Source organism: Enterobacter genomosp. O (assembly GCF_001022965.1).
Classification (GTDB): Bacteria; Pseudomonadota; Gammaproteobacteria; order Enterobacterales; family Enterobacteriaceae; genus Enterobacter; species Enterobacter cloacae_L.
The window spans coordinates 505,716-523,836 of the sequence record NZ_LECZ01000027.1 but is presented as its reverse complement, the minus strand read 5'-3'; the positions used below and the strand labels follow the sequence as shown (position 1 = coordinate 523,836).

The 18,121-nt window shown below is 62.3% G+C and carries 1 protein-coding gene; it reads left to right on the top strand.

Going from position 1 to position 18,121, the window contains the following annotated elements:
• The first annotated feature begins 105 nt into the window (after positions 1–105).
• Positions 106–18,111 carry an Ig-like domain-containing protein gene (locus tag ABR39_RS21225; RefSeq protein ID WP_047348594.1) on the top strand — a complete coding sequence of 6,002 codons (18,006 nt, stop codon included), beginning with the start codon at positions 106–108 and terminating at the stop codon, positions 18,109–18,111.
• The last annotated feature ends 10 nt before the right edge of the window (positions 18,112–18,121 follow it).

The following is an 18,121-nucleotide window of genomic DNA, read 5'->3' as shown; positions in this document are numbered from 1 at the left end:
TCTGCGCGAAATAAGTCTGATAATAATGGGTGATTTTCCCAGGGATAGCTACATCCATCTTGTGGACATATCCACAGGGATCCGTGCACCTGCAAGGAGAGAAATATGAGTAACGTAAAAGTTGTTGATGTCATCATTCGCAAAACGGCGGAGAAAACGAAATTAACCGGCGAGGGAAATCTGTCGGTATCTATTTCCTCCCCGAGCGTGATTGAAATCCAGGGTTCGGCTCAGGATGTTGCGCGCTATGTCCGCCAGGGGAAAGACCTCCTCATTTATATGAAAGATGGCAGCGTAATTCGCTGCAATAACTATTTTGTTGAAGATCCTGAAACGCATAATCAGTCGGAGCTGGTGTTCAACGATCGTCAGGAACTGACGCATATTTCTTTTGCCGATGCCGGGGAAGCGTCAGGCGCTGCGGTGACCGAGCTCACCGCACAGGCCACACCGATTAGCAGCATTGAACCTTTTCTCGAGCAGGGAAGTGTCTTAAGCGACGCGCCGTGGGGCTGGATTGCGGGCGCTGCGTTAGGCGGCGGTGCCATCGGGGCACTGCTGGCACATGGTGGTGATGGCGAAACTAAAACTAAAGTCATTGATAATACAAAAGAAGTCGAAAGCGCCACGCCGACGTTCCTGCTGACGGACAGTGCGGGCGACAGGCAGGGCGTGCTGAGTGCAAATGCGATCACGGACGATAACACCCCGACCTTTAGCGGAACCGGCCAGCCGGGCGCGACCATCCAGATCAAAGACAGCAGCGGAAGCACCATCGCCAGCGCGATGGTCGGTAAAGACGGCGCCTGGACGGTAAAATTACCGACCCAGACGGACGGAGAGCATACCTGGTCCGTTGTGCAGATCGACGGCAGTAAAACGACCTCTGCAGGCAGCATCACCGTGACGGTCTCGACCGCTGAAGCCGCCATTACGCTGGCAACCACGGCGGGCGATAACGTGCTTAACGCCAGCGAGCAATCCGCGGGCTTTACGCTCTCCGGCGCCAGCAAAAACCTGGCGCAGGGCACTGAACTGACCGTCACCCTGAATGGCAAATCCTATACGGCTGAAGTGGGTGCAAACGGTGCATGGAGCGTAAAAGTGCCTGCGGCAGACGCGCAGGCGCTGGGAGACGGCACCTGGACGGTGAACGTCAGCGGCAAAGACGCGGCGGGGAACACCGTGAGCGGCAGCCAGACGATTGGCGTTGATACCGTTGCGCCTGCGCTCTCCGTGAACGCAATCGCGCAGGACAATATCATTAACGCCGCTGAACATAATCAGCCGCTGACGATTAGCGGTAAAACCGATGCGGAAGCGGGCCAGATTGTTACGGTCACGCTGAACGGTAAAAATCACACGGCTACCGTGGGCAGCGACGGCACCTGGTCCGTCACGCTTCCTGCCGGTGAAGTGCAGGCGATGGCTAACGGCGGGTACACCCTGACGGTCAACGTCAGCGACAAAGCGGGTAACGGTTCTTCCACCACCGCCGATTTCACGGTTGATACCGCCCCTCCCGTTGTGACGATCAACACCGTCGCGGGTGACGACATTCTGAACACCAGCGAGCAGGGCCAGGCGCAGATCGTTTCCGGGAAGGCGAGCGGCGCGGCGGCAGGCGACGTGGTGACCGTGACCGTTGGCGGACAGACCTTCACCGGTGTGGTGCTTGCCGACGGCAGCTGGAGCGTCGGCGTTCCTGCCTCCGTCATCGGCGCGCTCGGTGAGGGCAGCCACACGATTTCTGTCTCCGTCACTGATGCCGCGGGCAACACCGGCAGCGCGACGCACGGCGTGACGCTGAGCGGCAACCCGCCGGAATTCACGATTGACGCCATCAGCCAGGATAACGTCCTGAACGCGCAGGAGGCCATGCAGCCCCTGAGCCTGAGCGGCACCAGCAACCTGCCGAACGGCAGCGCCGTCACCGTCACGTTAAACAACGTTAACTATCAGGCCACGGTTGAAAACGGTATCTGGACGGTTCAGGTGCCGGTTTCTGACGTGCTGAATCTGGCGAACACCCTTTATACCGTGAGCGTCAGCGGCACCGACAGCGTGGGTAACAGCGGTTCTGCCGAAGCGAATCTGCTGGTGGACACCGTGCTGCCGCAGGTCATTATCAATACGTTTGCGGGCGACAACCTGGTCAATAACGCCGAAGCGGGCGTCGATCAAACCCTCAGCGGTCGTGTTACCGGTGCGGCGGCGGGCGATACCGTATCGATTAGCGTAGGCGGCAGGAGCTACACTGCGACGGTTGGCAGCGATCTGACATGGAGCGTGAAAATCCCGTCAGCGGATCTTCAGGCGTTCGGCGACGGCGATTTGACCTTCAGCGCCTCCGTCACCAACGCGCACGGCAATACCGGCACCGGTGAGCGTGATATCAATATCAACGCGGAGCTGCCGGGCCTGCGCGTCAACACCATTTCCGGCGATGACGTGATCAACGCCATTGAACAGCAGCAGGATCTGAGCGTCACCGGCTCCAGTACCCATCTGGCCGCGGGGACGCAGATTGTCGTCACCATTAACAACGTTGAATACGTTACCGCGGTTAACGCCAGCGGCAACTGGCAGATCGGCGTTCCGGCGGCGGACCTGCAGGCCTGGACGGCGGGCGGCATGACGGTTAGCGTCAGCGCGGTAGATGCCTGGGGCAATACCGTTGCGGCTGAACACCCGATTGAACTCGATCTGAACGCCGTGGCGGTCACCATTGATACCGTTTCCGGCGACGACCTGCTGAATGCGGCTGAAAAAGGGAGTGATTTAACCCTTTCCGGACAGACGCAGGGCGTAGAAGCGGGGCAGACCGTGGTGGTGAAATTCGCCGACCAGACCTTTACCGCGCAGGTGCAGCAGGACGGTTCCTGGAGCCTGACCGTACCCGCCAGCGCCATGGAAACTCTGATCGACGGGCGCGCGCAGGTGAGCGTCAGCGTCACTAACGTCAGCGGCAACAGCGCCGATGCGTCGCGCGTGGTTACGGTCGATACGCTGCCTCCGGCGATTACGCTCGATAACCTGACCGACGACAACATCATCAATGCGGCTGAAGCGCAGCAGGATTTAGCCTTAAGCGGTACCAGCACTGCGGAAGCAGGACAGACGGTGACCGTGACGCTGAACGGCAAAACGTACCAGACCACGGTTCAGGCGGACGGTACGTGGCAGTTGAGCGTGCCTGCGGCTGACGTGGGTGCCCTGACGGATGGCATCGTTACCATGACCGCAACCGTGAGCGACGTGGCGGGCAACAGCAGCAGCGCCGATCGCGTGGGACTGGTGGACGCCACCGTACCGCAGGTGACCATTAACGATTTCGTCACCGACACCAATACCGTTAACCAGCTCGCCCATTCGCAGGCGCAGATCCTGAGCGGCTCCGTTACCGGTGCGGCAGCGGGCGATCGGGTGACCATCACCATTAACAGCGTCGATTACACCACCGTGGTGGATGCGGCGGGGAACTGGAGCCTTGGCCTGCCGGCGTCTGTCGTGCAGGGTCTGGCAGACGGCACCTGGACCATCGACGTCTCCGTGACCGACCGGTCCGGCAACACCGGAAGCAGTTCCCTGGATGTGGTGGTGAATACCGTGACGCCTGTTATCGCCATCAGCACGCTGGCGGCGGACGACGTGATTAACGCGACCGAGAAGGGTGAAGATCTGCTGCTCTCCGGCACCAGCAATCAGCCGGAAGGAACACGCGTCACCGTTAACCTGAACGGCATCAACTACACCGCCACTACCGACGCCAGCGGTAACTGGAGCGTGACCGTCCCGGCCTCGGCCGTAAGCGCGCTGGGAGAAGCCCACTACACCGTGACGGCGAGCGTTACAGATAACGTAGGCAACAGCGCCTCAACCTCACATGATGTGCTGGTGGACAGTTCGCTGCCGGTGGTGACGATTAATACGCTGGCGGGCGACAATATCGTCAACGCGGCGGAAGTGGCCGCAGGGCAAACCCTGACCGGTAAGGTGGCGAACGCAGCGCCAGGTGACACTGTCACTATTGCCCTTGGCGGTCAGACCTACACCGCTACCGTGCAGGACGATCTGACCTGGAGCCTGCCGTTAAGCGAGAGCCAGCTTACCGCACTCGGCAACGGCGACCTGACCGTATCCGCCAGCGTGGCCAACGCGCACGGCAATACCGGCTCGTCTTCTCTCGACTTCACCATTGACGCCCAGCTTCCGGGCCTGCGCATCGATACCGTGGCGGGCGACGACGTGATTAACGTCATCGAGCACGGTCAAAACCTGATCGTGTCCGGCACCAGCACCGATCTGGCGGCGGGCAGCACCGTCACCGTGACTATTAACGGCAAGGATTATTCTGCCTCGGTACTGGCGGACGGCACCTGGCAGGCGGCCGTGCCTGCGGCGGACGTGTCGCAGTGGGCCGACGGCTCGCTGAACATCAGCGCCAGCGCGCATGATGCCTCCGGCAACCCGGTGGCTATTGGTACCGTCGTGGATGTCGATCTCGCGCCTGTCGCTATCAGCATCAGCAGCGTGACCGACGATAACGTGCTCAACGCGGTGGAAAAAGGCCAGGACCTGGTGCTTTCCGGCACCACGTCCAACGTTGAAGCAGGTCAGACCGTGACTATCACCTTCGCGGGTAAAACCTACACCACCACGGTAGACGCCAACGGCGACTGGACCTGCACCGTTCCGGCAGCCGATTTAAGCGGCCTGAAGGACGGCGATGCCAGCGTGCAGGCCAGCGTCACCAACGTGAACGGCAACGCGGCGTCTTCCGCGCAGGAATTCAGCGTCGATACCTCCGCGCCGACGGTGACCATCAACACCATCAGCCATGACAATATGCTGAACGCGGCAGAGGCGGCGCAGGATCTGACCCTGAGCGGGACGTCTACCGCCGAAGCGGGCCAGACGGTCACCGTGACCTTCAACGGCAATCAGTACACCGCGCAGGTGCAGGCGGACGGCAGCTGGACGCTCGACGTTCCTGCGGCAGACATGGCGGGCATTGTGGACGGTAATGCCTCCGTGACGGCAACGGTTGCCGATAAAGCGGGCAACCCGGCCAGCGCGGGCTCCTCGGTGCTGGTCGACACCACCGTACCGCAGATTTCATTCAACATCGTTGCGGGCGACGACGTCGTGAATATTGCCGAGCACGGCCAGGCGCTGATCGTCTCCGGTAAGGTCACGGGCGCGCAGGCGGGCGACGTGATTACCCTGACCCTGAACGGTAAAGACTACACCGCCATGCTGGATGCGTCCGGCAGCTGGAGCGTGGGCGTGCCGGCGACGGACGTGGGCGCGCTGGCAAACGGCGACCAGACGATTTCTGCGACCCTCACCGATAAAGCCGGCAACAGCACCACCGCCACGCATGAATTTGACGTCTCGCTGACCGCACCGGTGGTTGCCATCAATACCCTGGCGGTTGACGACGTGATCAATGCGACAGAGAAAGGTCAGGATCTGCTGCTCTCCGGCACCAGCAACCAGCCGGAAGGCACCACCATCACGGTGACCCTGAACGGCATTAACTACGCCGCCACCGCTGACGCCAGCGGCAGCTGGAGCGTCACCGTTCCGGCGGCAAACGTCTCTGCGCTGGGCGAAGCGAGCTATGTGGTGACGGCGAGCGTAACCGACACCGCAGGCAATAGCGCGAGCGCCGACCACAGCGTGCTGGTCGACAGCGCGCTGCCGCAGGTCACCATCAACCCTGTCGCCACGGACGATGTCATTAACGCAGCGGAAGTGGCTTCCGGGCAGACCCTGAGCGGCAAAGTGAGCGGCGCGGCGAGCGGTGACACTGTCACCATTTCAGTCGGCGGCAATACCTATACCGCGACGGTTCAGGACGATCTGAGCTGGTCGGTGAACGTGCCGTCTACGGTTTTAACCGCCATCGGGAACGGCGAACTGACGGTGTCAGCCAGCGTCACCAACGGCCACGGCAATACCGGTACCGGCGAGCGCGACATCACTATTGACGCCAACCTGCCGGGCCTGCGCGTCGATACCGTGGCGGGCGATGATGTGATCAACAGCATTGAGCACGCGCAAAACCTGATTATTACCGGCTCCAGCGACGGGCTGGCGAGCGGCTCTGTGCTGACGGTCACCGTCAACGGCAAAACCTACGCCGCAACAGTGCTGGCGGACGGCACCTGGACGGCGGCCATTCCGGCGGCAGACGTCAGCGCGCTGAATGCGGGCACGGTCACCGTGACCGTGGACGGCCAGAGCGCGGCGGGCAATCCGGTTTCCATCAGCCACGACGTGAAGGTGGATCTGGCGACCGTTGCCATCAGCATAAACGCCATCGCCACCGACGACGTGATTAACGCGGCCGAGAAAGGCACGGACCTGGTGCTGTCGGGCACAACCACCAACGTGGAAGAAAACCAGACGGTTCACATCACCTTCGGCGGCAAGTCGTACACCGCGACGGTTGATGCCAGCGGCAACTGGACGGCGACCGTACCGTCCGCCGATTTGGGCAGTCTGAAGGACGGCGATGCCAGCGTCCAGGTGAGCGTCACCAACGTGAACGGCAATGGCGCGTCTGCAGGCCGCGAGTACAGCGTGGACGCCACCGCACCGACGGTGTCTATTGAAATTGTCAGCGACAACAACATCATCAATGCGGCCGAAGCGCAGCAGGATCTGGTCGTTAACGGCGTGACCAACGCCGAAGCGGGCCAGACCGTTACCGTGACGCTGAACGGCGTGGACTACACCACCACCGTACAGGCGAACGGCAGCTGGAACGTAACCGTGCCGTCTGCGGATCTCGGTGCGATTACCGACGGCAACTACACCATCAGCGCCGCCGTGTCTGATAAGGTGGGCAACCCGGCCTCAGCGGATCGTGACGTGCTGGTCGATACCACCGTCCCGCAGCTGACCATTAACACCGTTTCCGACGACGACGTGATCAACAGCGCCGAGCATGTTCAGGCCCTGATTGTCACCGGTTCCGTGACCGGCGCGGCGGCGGGTGACGTGGTCACCGTTACCCTCAACAACAAATCGTACACCGCCACCCTGGACGCGTCCGGCAACTGGAGCGTGGGCGTGCCTGCGGCGGACGTCACCGCTCTCGCCGCCGGGGATTACACCATCACCGCGGCGCTGACCGATAAAGCGGGCAACAGCAACAGCGCCACGCATGGCGTGGAGGTGAACCTGAGCGCCCCGGTGCTGACCATCGACACCGTCTCCGGTGACGATGTGATCAACAACACCGAGAAAACCCAGGATCTGACGATCTCCGGTACGGCTTCCGGCCTGGCGGCAGGCGCGGTAGTAACCGTGATGCTGAATGGCAAAGCGTACAGCGCGATGGTCGATAGCAACGGGAAATGGACGACTACCGTTCCGGCGGATCAGGTTGGCGCGTTGGGTGAAGCGTTGTACACCGTTACCGCATCGGCAACGGACAGCGTCGGCAACAATACCAGCACGTCACACACCGTGAACGTGGAATCCGTTCTGCCGGGGGTAATCGTCAACACCATTGCAGGTGACGACGTCATTAACGCGGCGGAGCTGGCAGCCGGCCAGACTATCAGCGGTAAGGTGGTGAATGCTGAAGCGGGCAACACCGTGACCGTGACGATTGGCGGCAACAGCTACACCGCAACGGTGCAGAGCGATCTCACCTGGTCCGTTAACGTGCCGGAATCGGTGCTCACCGCGCTGGGTAACGGTGATTTGACCGTGACCGCCAGCGTCACCAACGGCGTGGGCAATACTGGAACGGGCGAGCGTGAAATCGTTATAGACGCGAACCTGCCGGGCCTGCGCGTGGATACCGTGGCGGGCGATGACGTGATCAACAGCATCGAACATGCTCAAAACCTGATCATCACCGGAACCAGCGACGGGCTGGCGGCGGGCGCGGCGCTGACCGTGACCGTAAACGGCAAAACCTATCCGGCTACCGTACTGGCAGACGGCACCTGGAGCGCCGCGATCCCGTCGGCAGACGTGAGTGCTCTCGCAGCAGGCACGGTCACCGTCACCGTTGCCGGCCAGAGCAGCGCCGGTAACCCGGTTTCCATCAGCCACGATGTGACTGTCGATCTGGCGAACGTCGCCATCAGCATTGACGCCATTGCATCAGACGACGTGATCAACGCGGCCGAGAAGGGCGCGGATCTGGTGCTCTCCGGCACCACCTCGAACGTGGAAGCAAACCAGACCGTCACCATCACCTTCGGCGGCAAGAGCTACACCGCCACAGTCGATGCCGACGGTAAATGGACCGCCACGGTACCGTCCGCCGATCTCGCGGGCCTGAAAGACGGCGACGCCAGCGTGCAGGTGAGCGTCACCAACGTCAACGGCAACAGCGCGTCCGCAGGCCGCGAGTACAGCGTGGATGCAACCGCGCCGTCCGTAACCATCAATACCCTGGCAAACGACGATATTCTGAACGCCACCGAAGCGCAGTCTGACCTGACCGTCTCCGGCACCAGTACAGCCGAAGCGGGCCAGACCGTGACCGTCTCTCTGAACGGCAAAGACTACACCGCTGCGGTGAGCGCCGACGGTAGCTGGACGCTGAACGTTCCGGCGGCCGATCTTGCGGGTCTGACCGACGGCAGCGTGACCGTCACCGCATCGGTAAGCGACAAAGCGGGTAACCCGGCGTCCGTTGACCACAACCTGACGGTAGATATCACCGTGCCTGCGGTGACCATCAACACCGTGGCGGGCGATGACGTGATTAACGTGGCGGAACACGCTCAGGCGCACATCATCAGCGGTACCGCCACCGGCGCGGCCGCGGGGGATAAGGTCACCGTCACGATTGGCGGCCAGACTTACACCACCGTGCTGGACGCGGCGGGCAACTGGAGCGTGGGCGTACCGGCGAGCGTGATTTCCGGCCTCAGCGACGGCACCGTGACCGTCACGGCGTCGGTCACCGACGCGGCGGGCAATACCGGCACCGGCACGCATAACGTGACCGTCGACACCGGCCTGCCATCGGTCAACTTCAACGCCATCAGCGATGACAACGTCCTGAACGCGGTTGAAAAGGGTCAGGATCTGAGCGTCAGCGGCATCAGCGCCAACCTCGCGGAAGGCACCGTGGTGACCGTGACCCTGAATGGTAAAAACTACACGGCTACCACGGCGGCAGACGGTACCTGGAGCCTGACGGTTCCGGCGGCGGATCTGGCCGGGCTGGGTCAGGCTAACTACACCCTTAACGCGACCGCCACCAACGGCGTGGGCAACAGCGTGAGCAACAGCGCGAACCTGCTGGTGGACACCGCGCTGCCTGCCGTCACCATCAATACAGTGGCGGGCGATAACGTCATTAACGCTGCGGAAGTGGCGGCGGGCCAGACCATCAGCGGTACCGTGGCGAATGCGGAAGCGGGCAACACCGTGACCGTCACCCTTGGCGGCAACAGCTACACCGCAACGGTGCAAAGCGATCTGAGCTGGTCCGTGAACGTGCCGTCTGACGTGCTGACCGCGCTGGGCAACGGCAGCCTGAGCGTGACGGCGACCGTGACCAACGGCCACGGAAATACCGGCACCGGCGAGCGCGAAATCGCTATCGACGCTAACCTGCCGGGCCTGCGCGTGGACACCGTTGCGGGTGACGACGTGATCAACACCATTGAGCACGGACAGAACCTGATCGTGAACGGATCCAGTGACGGCCTGAGCGCAGGTACCGCGCTGACCGTCACCGTCAACGGTAAAGACTATGCGGCCACGGTGCTGGCGGACGGCACCTGGCGTGCGGCGATCCCGTCCACCGACGTGAGCGCGTGGCCGGAAGGCACCGTCAAAATCAGCGTTACCGGCGACAGTTCAGCGGGTAACCCGATTACCATCAGCCACGATGTGACGGTGGATCTGGCGACCGTTGCCATCAGCATCAACGCCATCGCCACCGACGACGTGATTAACGCGACGGAGAAGGGCGCGGATCTGGTGCTGTCCGGTGCGACCACTAACGTGGAAGCCGGGCAAACCGTGACCATCAGCCTGAACGGCAAAATCTATACCGCGACAGTAGACGACAGCGGTAACTGGACCTGTACCGTACCGTCTGCGGATCTGGCACACCTCAAGGATGGCGACGCCAGCGTGCAGGTGAGCGTCACCAACGTGAACGGCAACAGCGCGTCGGCGGGCCGCGAGTACAGCGTGGATGCGACCGCGCCGTCCGTGACCATTAATACCCTGGCGACCGACGACATTCTGAACGCCACTGAAGCGCAGTCTGACCTGGCGATCTCCGGCACCAGCACCGCCGAGGCGGGACAGACCGTGACCGTGTCGCTGAACGGCAAGGACTACACCGCAACGGTCAGCGCAGACGGCACCTGGACGCTGAGCGTTCCGTCCGCCGATCTGGGCGCACTCGCTGGCGGCAGCGTGACCGTCACTGCAAGCGTGAGCGACAAAGCCGGTAACCTGGCGTCCGTTGACCACAACCTGACGGTGGACGTGACCGTGCCTGCGGTTACCATCAACACCGTAGCGGGCGATGACGTGATTAACATCACTGAGCACGCTCAGGCGCACATCATCAGCGGCAACGCTACCGGCGCGGCAGCGGGCGATAAGGTCACCGTCACCATTGGCGGCCAGACTTACGTCACCGTGCTGGACGCGGCGGGTAACTGGAGCGTGGGCGTACCGGCGAGCGTGATTTCCGGCCTCAGCGACGGCACCGTGACCGTCACGGCGTCAGTGACCGACGCGGCGGGCAATACCGGTACCGGCAGCCATAACGTGACCGTCGATACCGGCCTTCCATCGGTGGCGTTCAACGCCATCAGCGGAGATAACTTACTGAACGCGGTGGAGAAAGGTCAGGACCTGAGCGTGAGCGGCACCAGCGCCAACCTGGCGGAAGGCACCGTGGTGACCGTGACCCTCAACGGTAAAAACTACGCGGCCACGACGGCGGCGGACGGTACCTGGAACCTGACCGTTCCGGCAGCGGATCTCGCGGGTCTGGGCGAAGCGAACTATACCCTGAGCGCAGCCGCGACCAACGGCGTGGGCAACAGCGTGAATAACACCGCGAACCTGCTGGTGGACACCGCGCTGCCGACCGTCACCATCAACACCGTGGCGGGTGACAACGTCATCAACGCGGCGGAAGTGGCCGCGGGTCAGACCATCAGCGGTAAGGTAGCGAACGCGGAAGCGGGCAACACGGTAACCGTGACTATCGGCGGCAACAGCTACACCGCAACGGTGCAGAGCGATCTCACCTGGTCCGTGAACGTGCCGCAATCCGTCCTGACGGCGCTGGGCAACGGCGACCTGACGGTGTCGGCGACGGTGACCAACGGCCACGGCAATACGGGAACGGGCGAGCGCGAAATCGCTATAGACGCCAGCCTGCCGGGCCTGCGTATTGAAACCGTGGCGGGCGATGACGTGATTAACAGCATCGAGCATGGCCAGAACCTGATCGTCACCGGTTCCAGCGACGGGCTGGCGGTGGGCACCACGCTTACCGTAACCGTGAATGGCAAAACCTATGCGGCCTCCGTGCTGGCAGACGGCACATGGAGCGCGGCGATCCCGGCGGCAGACGTCGGGGCCCTGGCAGCGGGCACGGTGACCGTCACCGTTGCAGGCCAGAGCAGCGCGGGCAATCCGGTGACCATCAGCCATGACGTGACTGTCGATCTGTCAGCAGTGGCTATCAGCATCGATGCGATTGCCACAGACGACGTGATTAACGCGGCGGAGAAAGGTGCGGATCTGGTGCTGTCCGGCAGCACCTCAAACGTGGAGGAAAACCAGACCGTCACCATTACCTTTGCCGGCAAGTCATACACTGCGAAAGTGGATGCTGACGGTAACTGGACGGCCACCGTGCCGTCTGCGGATCTGACGGGCCTGAAGGACGGCGACGCCAGCGTGCAGGCGAGCGTGACCAACGTCAACGGCAACAGCGCGTCCGCAGGCCGCGAGTACAGCGTGGACGCCACCGCGCCAGCCGTGACCATTGATACGGTCGCAGGCGACAACGTGATCAATGCCAGCGAGGCGTCCGCAGGCGTGGCCCTCTCCGGCACCACCACGGCAGAAGTCGGGCAGACGGTGACCGTGACGCTCGGCGGTAAGAGCTATACCGCCCAGGTACAGCAGGGCGGCGTCTGGAGCGTCAATGTTCCTGGTACCGATCTGTCCGCCCTGGCGGACAGCGGTTACACCGTGCAGGTCAGCGTGAGCGACGCCGCAGGTAACCCGGGCAGCGCGGGTAAAGTGATTACGCTTGATACCACGCCGCCGACCGTCAGCTTTAACGTCGTGGCGGGTGATAACGTTATTAACAGCGTGGAGCACGCGCAGGCGCAGATCGTCAGCGGTACGGCAACCGGCGCGAACGTCGGCGATAAGGTGGTTATCACCATCGGATCGAACCAGTACACCACTACCGTTGACGCCAGCGGTAAGTGGAGCGTGGGCGTCCCGGCCAGCGTGATTTCTGCGCTGACCGACGGCACCGTGACCCTCAGCGCGACCATTACCGACAGCGCGGGCAACAGCAGCACCCAGACCCATGACGTGGTGGTCAACACAGCCTCCGTGGCGCTGACGGTTAACACCCTCAGCGGCGATGACGTCATTAACGCGGCAGAGGCGGGCGCCTCGCTGGTGATTAACGGCTCCAGCGCGCAGTTCGCCAGCGGCACGCAGGTTACCGTGACGCTGAACGGTAAGAGCTACACGGCTACCATTCAAAGCGACGGCTCATGGACCACAACCGTTCCTGCCGCCGATGTGGGCGCGCTGGCCGACGGTGCGAGCTATCAGGTGGCCGTTTCGGCGCAGGACAGCGCGGGCAACAGCGCCTCGGCAACGCATACCATCAGCGTGGATACCACCGCGCCGGTCGTGAGCATTGCGACGCTGTCCGGCGACGACGTGCTTAACGCGGCGGAAGCGCAGCAGCCGCTGACGGTTCACGGCTCCTCCAGCGCCGAGGTGGGCCAGACCGTCACCGTGACGCTGGGCGGCAAAACCTACACCGCAACCGTGGCAAACGACGGCACCTGGACCTTAGACGTTCCTGCCGCCGACCTGGCGGCCCTGGGTCAGGGCGCGCTGACGGTCACCGCGTCGGTGAACGACAACGCGGGTAATAACGGTCAAACCACGCACACCTTAACGGTGGATACCGTGGCGCCAACCGTCACCATCAGCACCGTGGCCGATGACGATATCGTCAACAACGCCGAGCAGCTGGCGGGCCAGACCATCAGCGGCACCACCACGGCGGAGCAGGGCCAGACGGTGACCGTCTCCTTCAACGGGCACAGCTATCAGGCGACCGTTGGTGCCGACGGTTCGTGGTCGGTCTTCGTGCCGGGCCGCGACTTCCTCGGCCTGAGCGACGGGGATTACACCATTACGGCTACGGTGAGCGATAAGGCGGGTAACCCGGGTAGCGCCACGCACGACGTGACGCTGAACGGCGACGTACCGACCATCGCCATCAACACCTTTGCGCAGGACGACATCGTTAATGCCGCCGAGCACGGCACGCCGCTGCTTGTCAGCGGTACCACCGACGCGCCTGCGGGCCAGACGGTGACCATTACGCTGAACGGTAAAACCTATACGGCGACCGTGCAGAATGACGGCAGCTGGAGCTATACGCTCGGCAGCACAGACGTGACCGCGCTGGCGGACGGCGGTTCGTACGTGATTCACGCGCAGGTCAGTAACACCATCGGCAACAGCGCCAGCGACAACCACACCGTGACCGTCGATCTGACCGCGCCGTCGATGGGGATCGGCATTGACTCGCTGCAAAACGACACCGGCCTGAGCGCGAGCGATTTCATCACCAACGACGGCCACGTTGTGGTCAACGGCTCCCTGACCGCGCAGCTCGGCAATAACGAGAAGGCGCAGATCAGCCTCGACGGCGGCACCACCTGGATTGACCTGACCGTGACCGGCACCACCTGGCGCTACACCGATGGCCGCACCCTGACAGACGGTATGTACCAGTACCAGGTGCGCGTGATCGATAACGCAGGGAACGTGGGGGCCACCGACAGCCAGGACGTGATTATCGATCTGACGAAGCCTGCGGCGGCGACCATTACCGTGGATTCCATTACGCAGGATACGGGCCTGTCCGACAGCGACTTTATCACCAGCGACAACCAGATCAGCCTGAAAGGGACGCTCGGCGCAGCGCTGGGCAGCGGCGACCACGCGCAGATCAGCCTCGACGGCGGCGTAACCTGGACCGACGTCAGCGTCAGTGGCCTGAGCTGGACGTACGTCGACGGCCGCACGCTGGCCGACGGGGATTACAACTACCAGCTGCGCGTGATTGACGACGCGGGGAACATCAGCGCCACCGCCAGCCAGGTGGTGACCATTGATACGGTTGCACCTGATGCCAGCAAAACCATCGCCATTGACAGCATCAGTGACGATACCGGCCTGAGCGGCAGCGACTTTATCACTAACGATACGTCCCTGACGCTGCACGGCTCGCTCGGCGCAACGCTGGCCGACGGGGAATACGCGCAGATCAGCATCGACGGCGGCGTGACCTGGCAGAACGTCATCGTCACCGGCAACAGCTGGTACTACGTGGACGGCCGCACGCTGGCTAACCAGACCTATGACTACTACGTTCGCGTGGTGGATGCCGCCGGTAACGTGGGGGCCAGCGCCCATCAGCAGGTGACGGTCGATACGGTCGCGCCGGATGCGGCAATTACGGTGACCGTGGATAACATCACCGTCGATACCGGCTTCGACAACAACGACTTCCTGACCAGCTCGACCTCGTACACGCTGCACGGAACGCTCGGCGCAGAACTCGGCGCGGGTGAATTCGTGCAGGTGAGCATGGACGGCGGCAGCACTTGGGTGTACGCCACCGTGAGCGGCACCCAGTGGAGCTACAGCGACACGCGTACCCTGACCGACGGCAGCCATAACTACCTGGTGCGGGTCGTCGACCAGGCGGGGAACGTCGGGGCAACTACGTCGCAGGCGGTAACGGTGGACACTCAGGCGCCGCAGTACGGCGTTACCATCGACAGCATCAGCGAGGATACCGGCCAGTCCGGCAGTGATTTCATCACCATGGACACCACGTTGACCATCAACGGTTCGCTGGGCAGCGCGCTGGCGAGCGACGAGCGCGTGCAGATCAGTCTGGACGGCGGGAATACCTGGCTCGATACCACGGTCACCAACCTGCGCTGGAGCTACACCGATACCCGCGATCTGCCTGACGGAGACTACACCTACCAGGTGCGGATTATCGACCAGGCGGGCAACGTCGGATCTACCGCGTCTCAGGTCGTCACGGTGGATACCACGCCGCCAACCACGGTCGGCAGCGTAGTGAGCTATACCGACGGCGAAGGCGAGCGTCAGGGCACCTTTGGCAGCGCGGTGGCAACGGACGATAACTCGCCGCTGATCAACGGCACGCTTAACCGCGCCCCGGACGACGGTGAAATTGTTCAGCTCTATCGTGACGGGATCCTGCTCGGTCAGGTGACCATGAACGGCAGCGCAAGCTGGTCCTTCCAGGACAACGGCCTGAGCGACGGCAACCACACCTACATCGTGCGCGTCACCGACAGGGCCGGTAACTACACGGAATCGGACGGGTTTGTGCTGAACGTCGATACCAGCATTCCGACCACCACGGCGGCGATTGCCGCGCAGACCACGTCAGACACCACGCCGATTATCAACGGCACGGTTTCTGCCGATCTGGTGAACGGCGAATACCTGGTGGTGACGGTGAACGGAAAAACCTACACCTCGCAGACGGGCGGCGCGGTGGTGGTCGACCCGGATCACAACACCTGGTATCTGCAGATCCCGGACGGCGATGCGCTGGGCGTGTCGAGCTACAGCGTCACGGCGCAGGTGAAGAGCAGCGCAGGTAATGGTAATACCACCGGCACGGCGACAGGTAGCCTGGTGATAGATACCACCTCGGTGAATACCGATTGGGCAACCACGGCAGGGAACAGCAACAACTCCACCATGACCCTCGGCATGAACAGTAGCGGTCTGTGGAATATCATTGCTAACGGCCAGTCTTACTCCAGCAGCGATAGCTCGACCTATGCCGGAAATACGCTGACCAACACCCGCGGCTACTACGTGGTGAGCCAGACCGTCGCTGACTTCGACCGTAACGGCACGCAGGATATCTTCGCGACGGAAAATACCTACGCTGGCTCTACGCAGGTGATGTGGACCTATGATGGCAGCACCTATAACGCCAGCCAGCTGGCGATGGGGACCACCATCTGGTACGGCGGCGTCATTGCCTACGATAAAACCGGGGATGGCTATCTGGATCTGGCGTACGGCGATGCCGGCATGGACTCACTGACCTATCTGGTGAACAACAACGGCGTTCTGTCGCCGGACGGCACCGGTGGCGAAGGCGGTTTCTACGGTCAGTTCGATTCCGGGCGCGAAATCTCCGGCGTCGACCTGAACAACGACGGCACGGTAGACATTGTCCAGCACACCAACCGTAGCGGCGCGTACTCGTTAACCGTGATCAACAACAACGGCAATGGCACGCTCTCTATCGGTCAGAACCTGACGAACGTGTTTGTGGCCAATGCCTCGAATACTACCACGGCGGCATCCATGACGTGGGCGGACTTCAACGGCGATGGCTACATGGATCTGTACCTGGGCAGCAGCTACAACAACAACGGCGGGGTGATCTACTACAACGACGGTACCGGAAAGCTCTCTGCCACCAAGAGCGCGGTGGAAGCCTCTAACGCCACGGCAGGGTATCTGTCGGTGGCGGTGGACTGGAACGGCGACGGGCAGATGGACATCATCAAGCTCAGCACCTACGGCGGCTCGCAGACGGCGACCCTGTTCACCAACAACGGTTACGGCTCTACCTGGACCTCAAGCCAGCTGGCTTCGGGCCTGGCGAACGTCACCGGCGTGGCGGCGGTGGACTACAACTGGGACGGCGCGCAGGATCTGCTGGTATCGCAGCAGAACGGCAAGGTGGTGCTGGTGCAAAACAGCAAAACCATTGCTGACGGCACCGCGATGCACCTGCACATTGTCGACAGCGAGGGCATCAACGCCTACTACGGCAACACGGTCAATCTGTACAACGCCGCGGGCGTACTGGTGGCGTCGCAGATCATCAACGCCCAGTCTGGTATTGGCTCGAACGATACCTCTGCGCTGGTGAGCTTCTACGGGCTGGATCCGAATGAAACCTATTCGGCTGAGATCCTGAAGATCACCAACGGCGTGTCGGATAACGTCACCTGGAGCGGTCTGGAGGCGGGCAACGGCAAAGAGGGTTACGTCCTGACGGCCGAGGCGGCCACCGGCGGCCACAGCGGGACCCTTACCGGGACAGGGTATAACGACACCTTTATCGCAGAGGACGGCACCTATACCTATAACGGCTCCGGCGGCTGGAATACCCATTCCGACTACGACACCTGGAGCAACACTGGCGGGATGGACGTGGTGGATTACCGCAATGCGACGTCCGGCATTACCGTCGATCTGCGTCTCTCAACGGCGCAGGACACCGGGTTCGGCACCACGCGTCTGTTGAACATTGAAGGCATTAACGGCTCCGACTTCGACGACGTCATTACCGGCAACAGCGGTGATAACCGGTTCGAAGGGCGCGGCGGGAATGACACCTTCAATATCGGCAGCGGCGGTCACGATACGTTGCTCTATAAGCTGATCAACGCCTCGGATGCGACGGGCGGTAACGGTCACGACGTGGTGAATGGCTTTACGGTCGGCACCTGGGAAGGGACCGCGGACACGGACCGCATTGACCTGCGCGATCTGCTTTCCGACAGCGGCTATACCGGCACGGGCTCGGCGAGCTACGTGAACGGCGTGGCCACGCTGGACAGCAGCGCGGGCAATATCACCGATTACATCCGCGTGGTGCAGAACGGCAGCAATACCGAGATTCAGGTTGACCTGGACGGTACCGGCGGCCAGTTCTCGCCAACCACCCTGGTGACGCTGAACGGCGTGCAGACGGATCTGGCGACGCTGCTGGCGAACCATCAGTTGTTAATTGCGTAAAACAACGCCG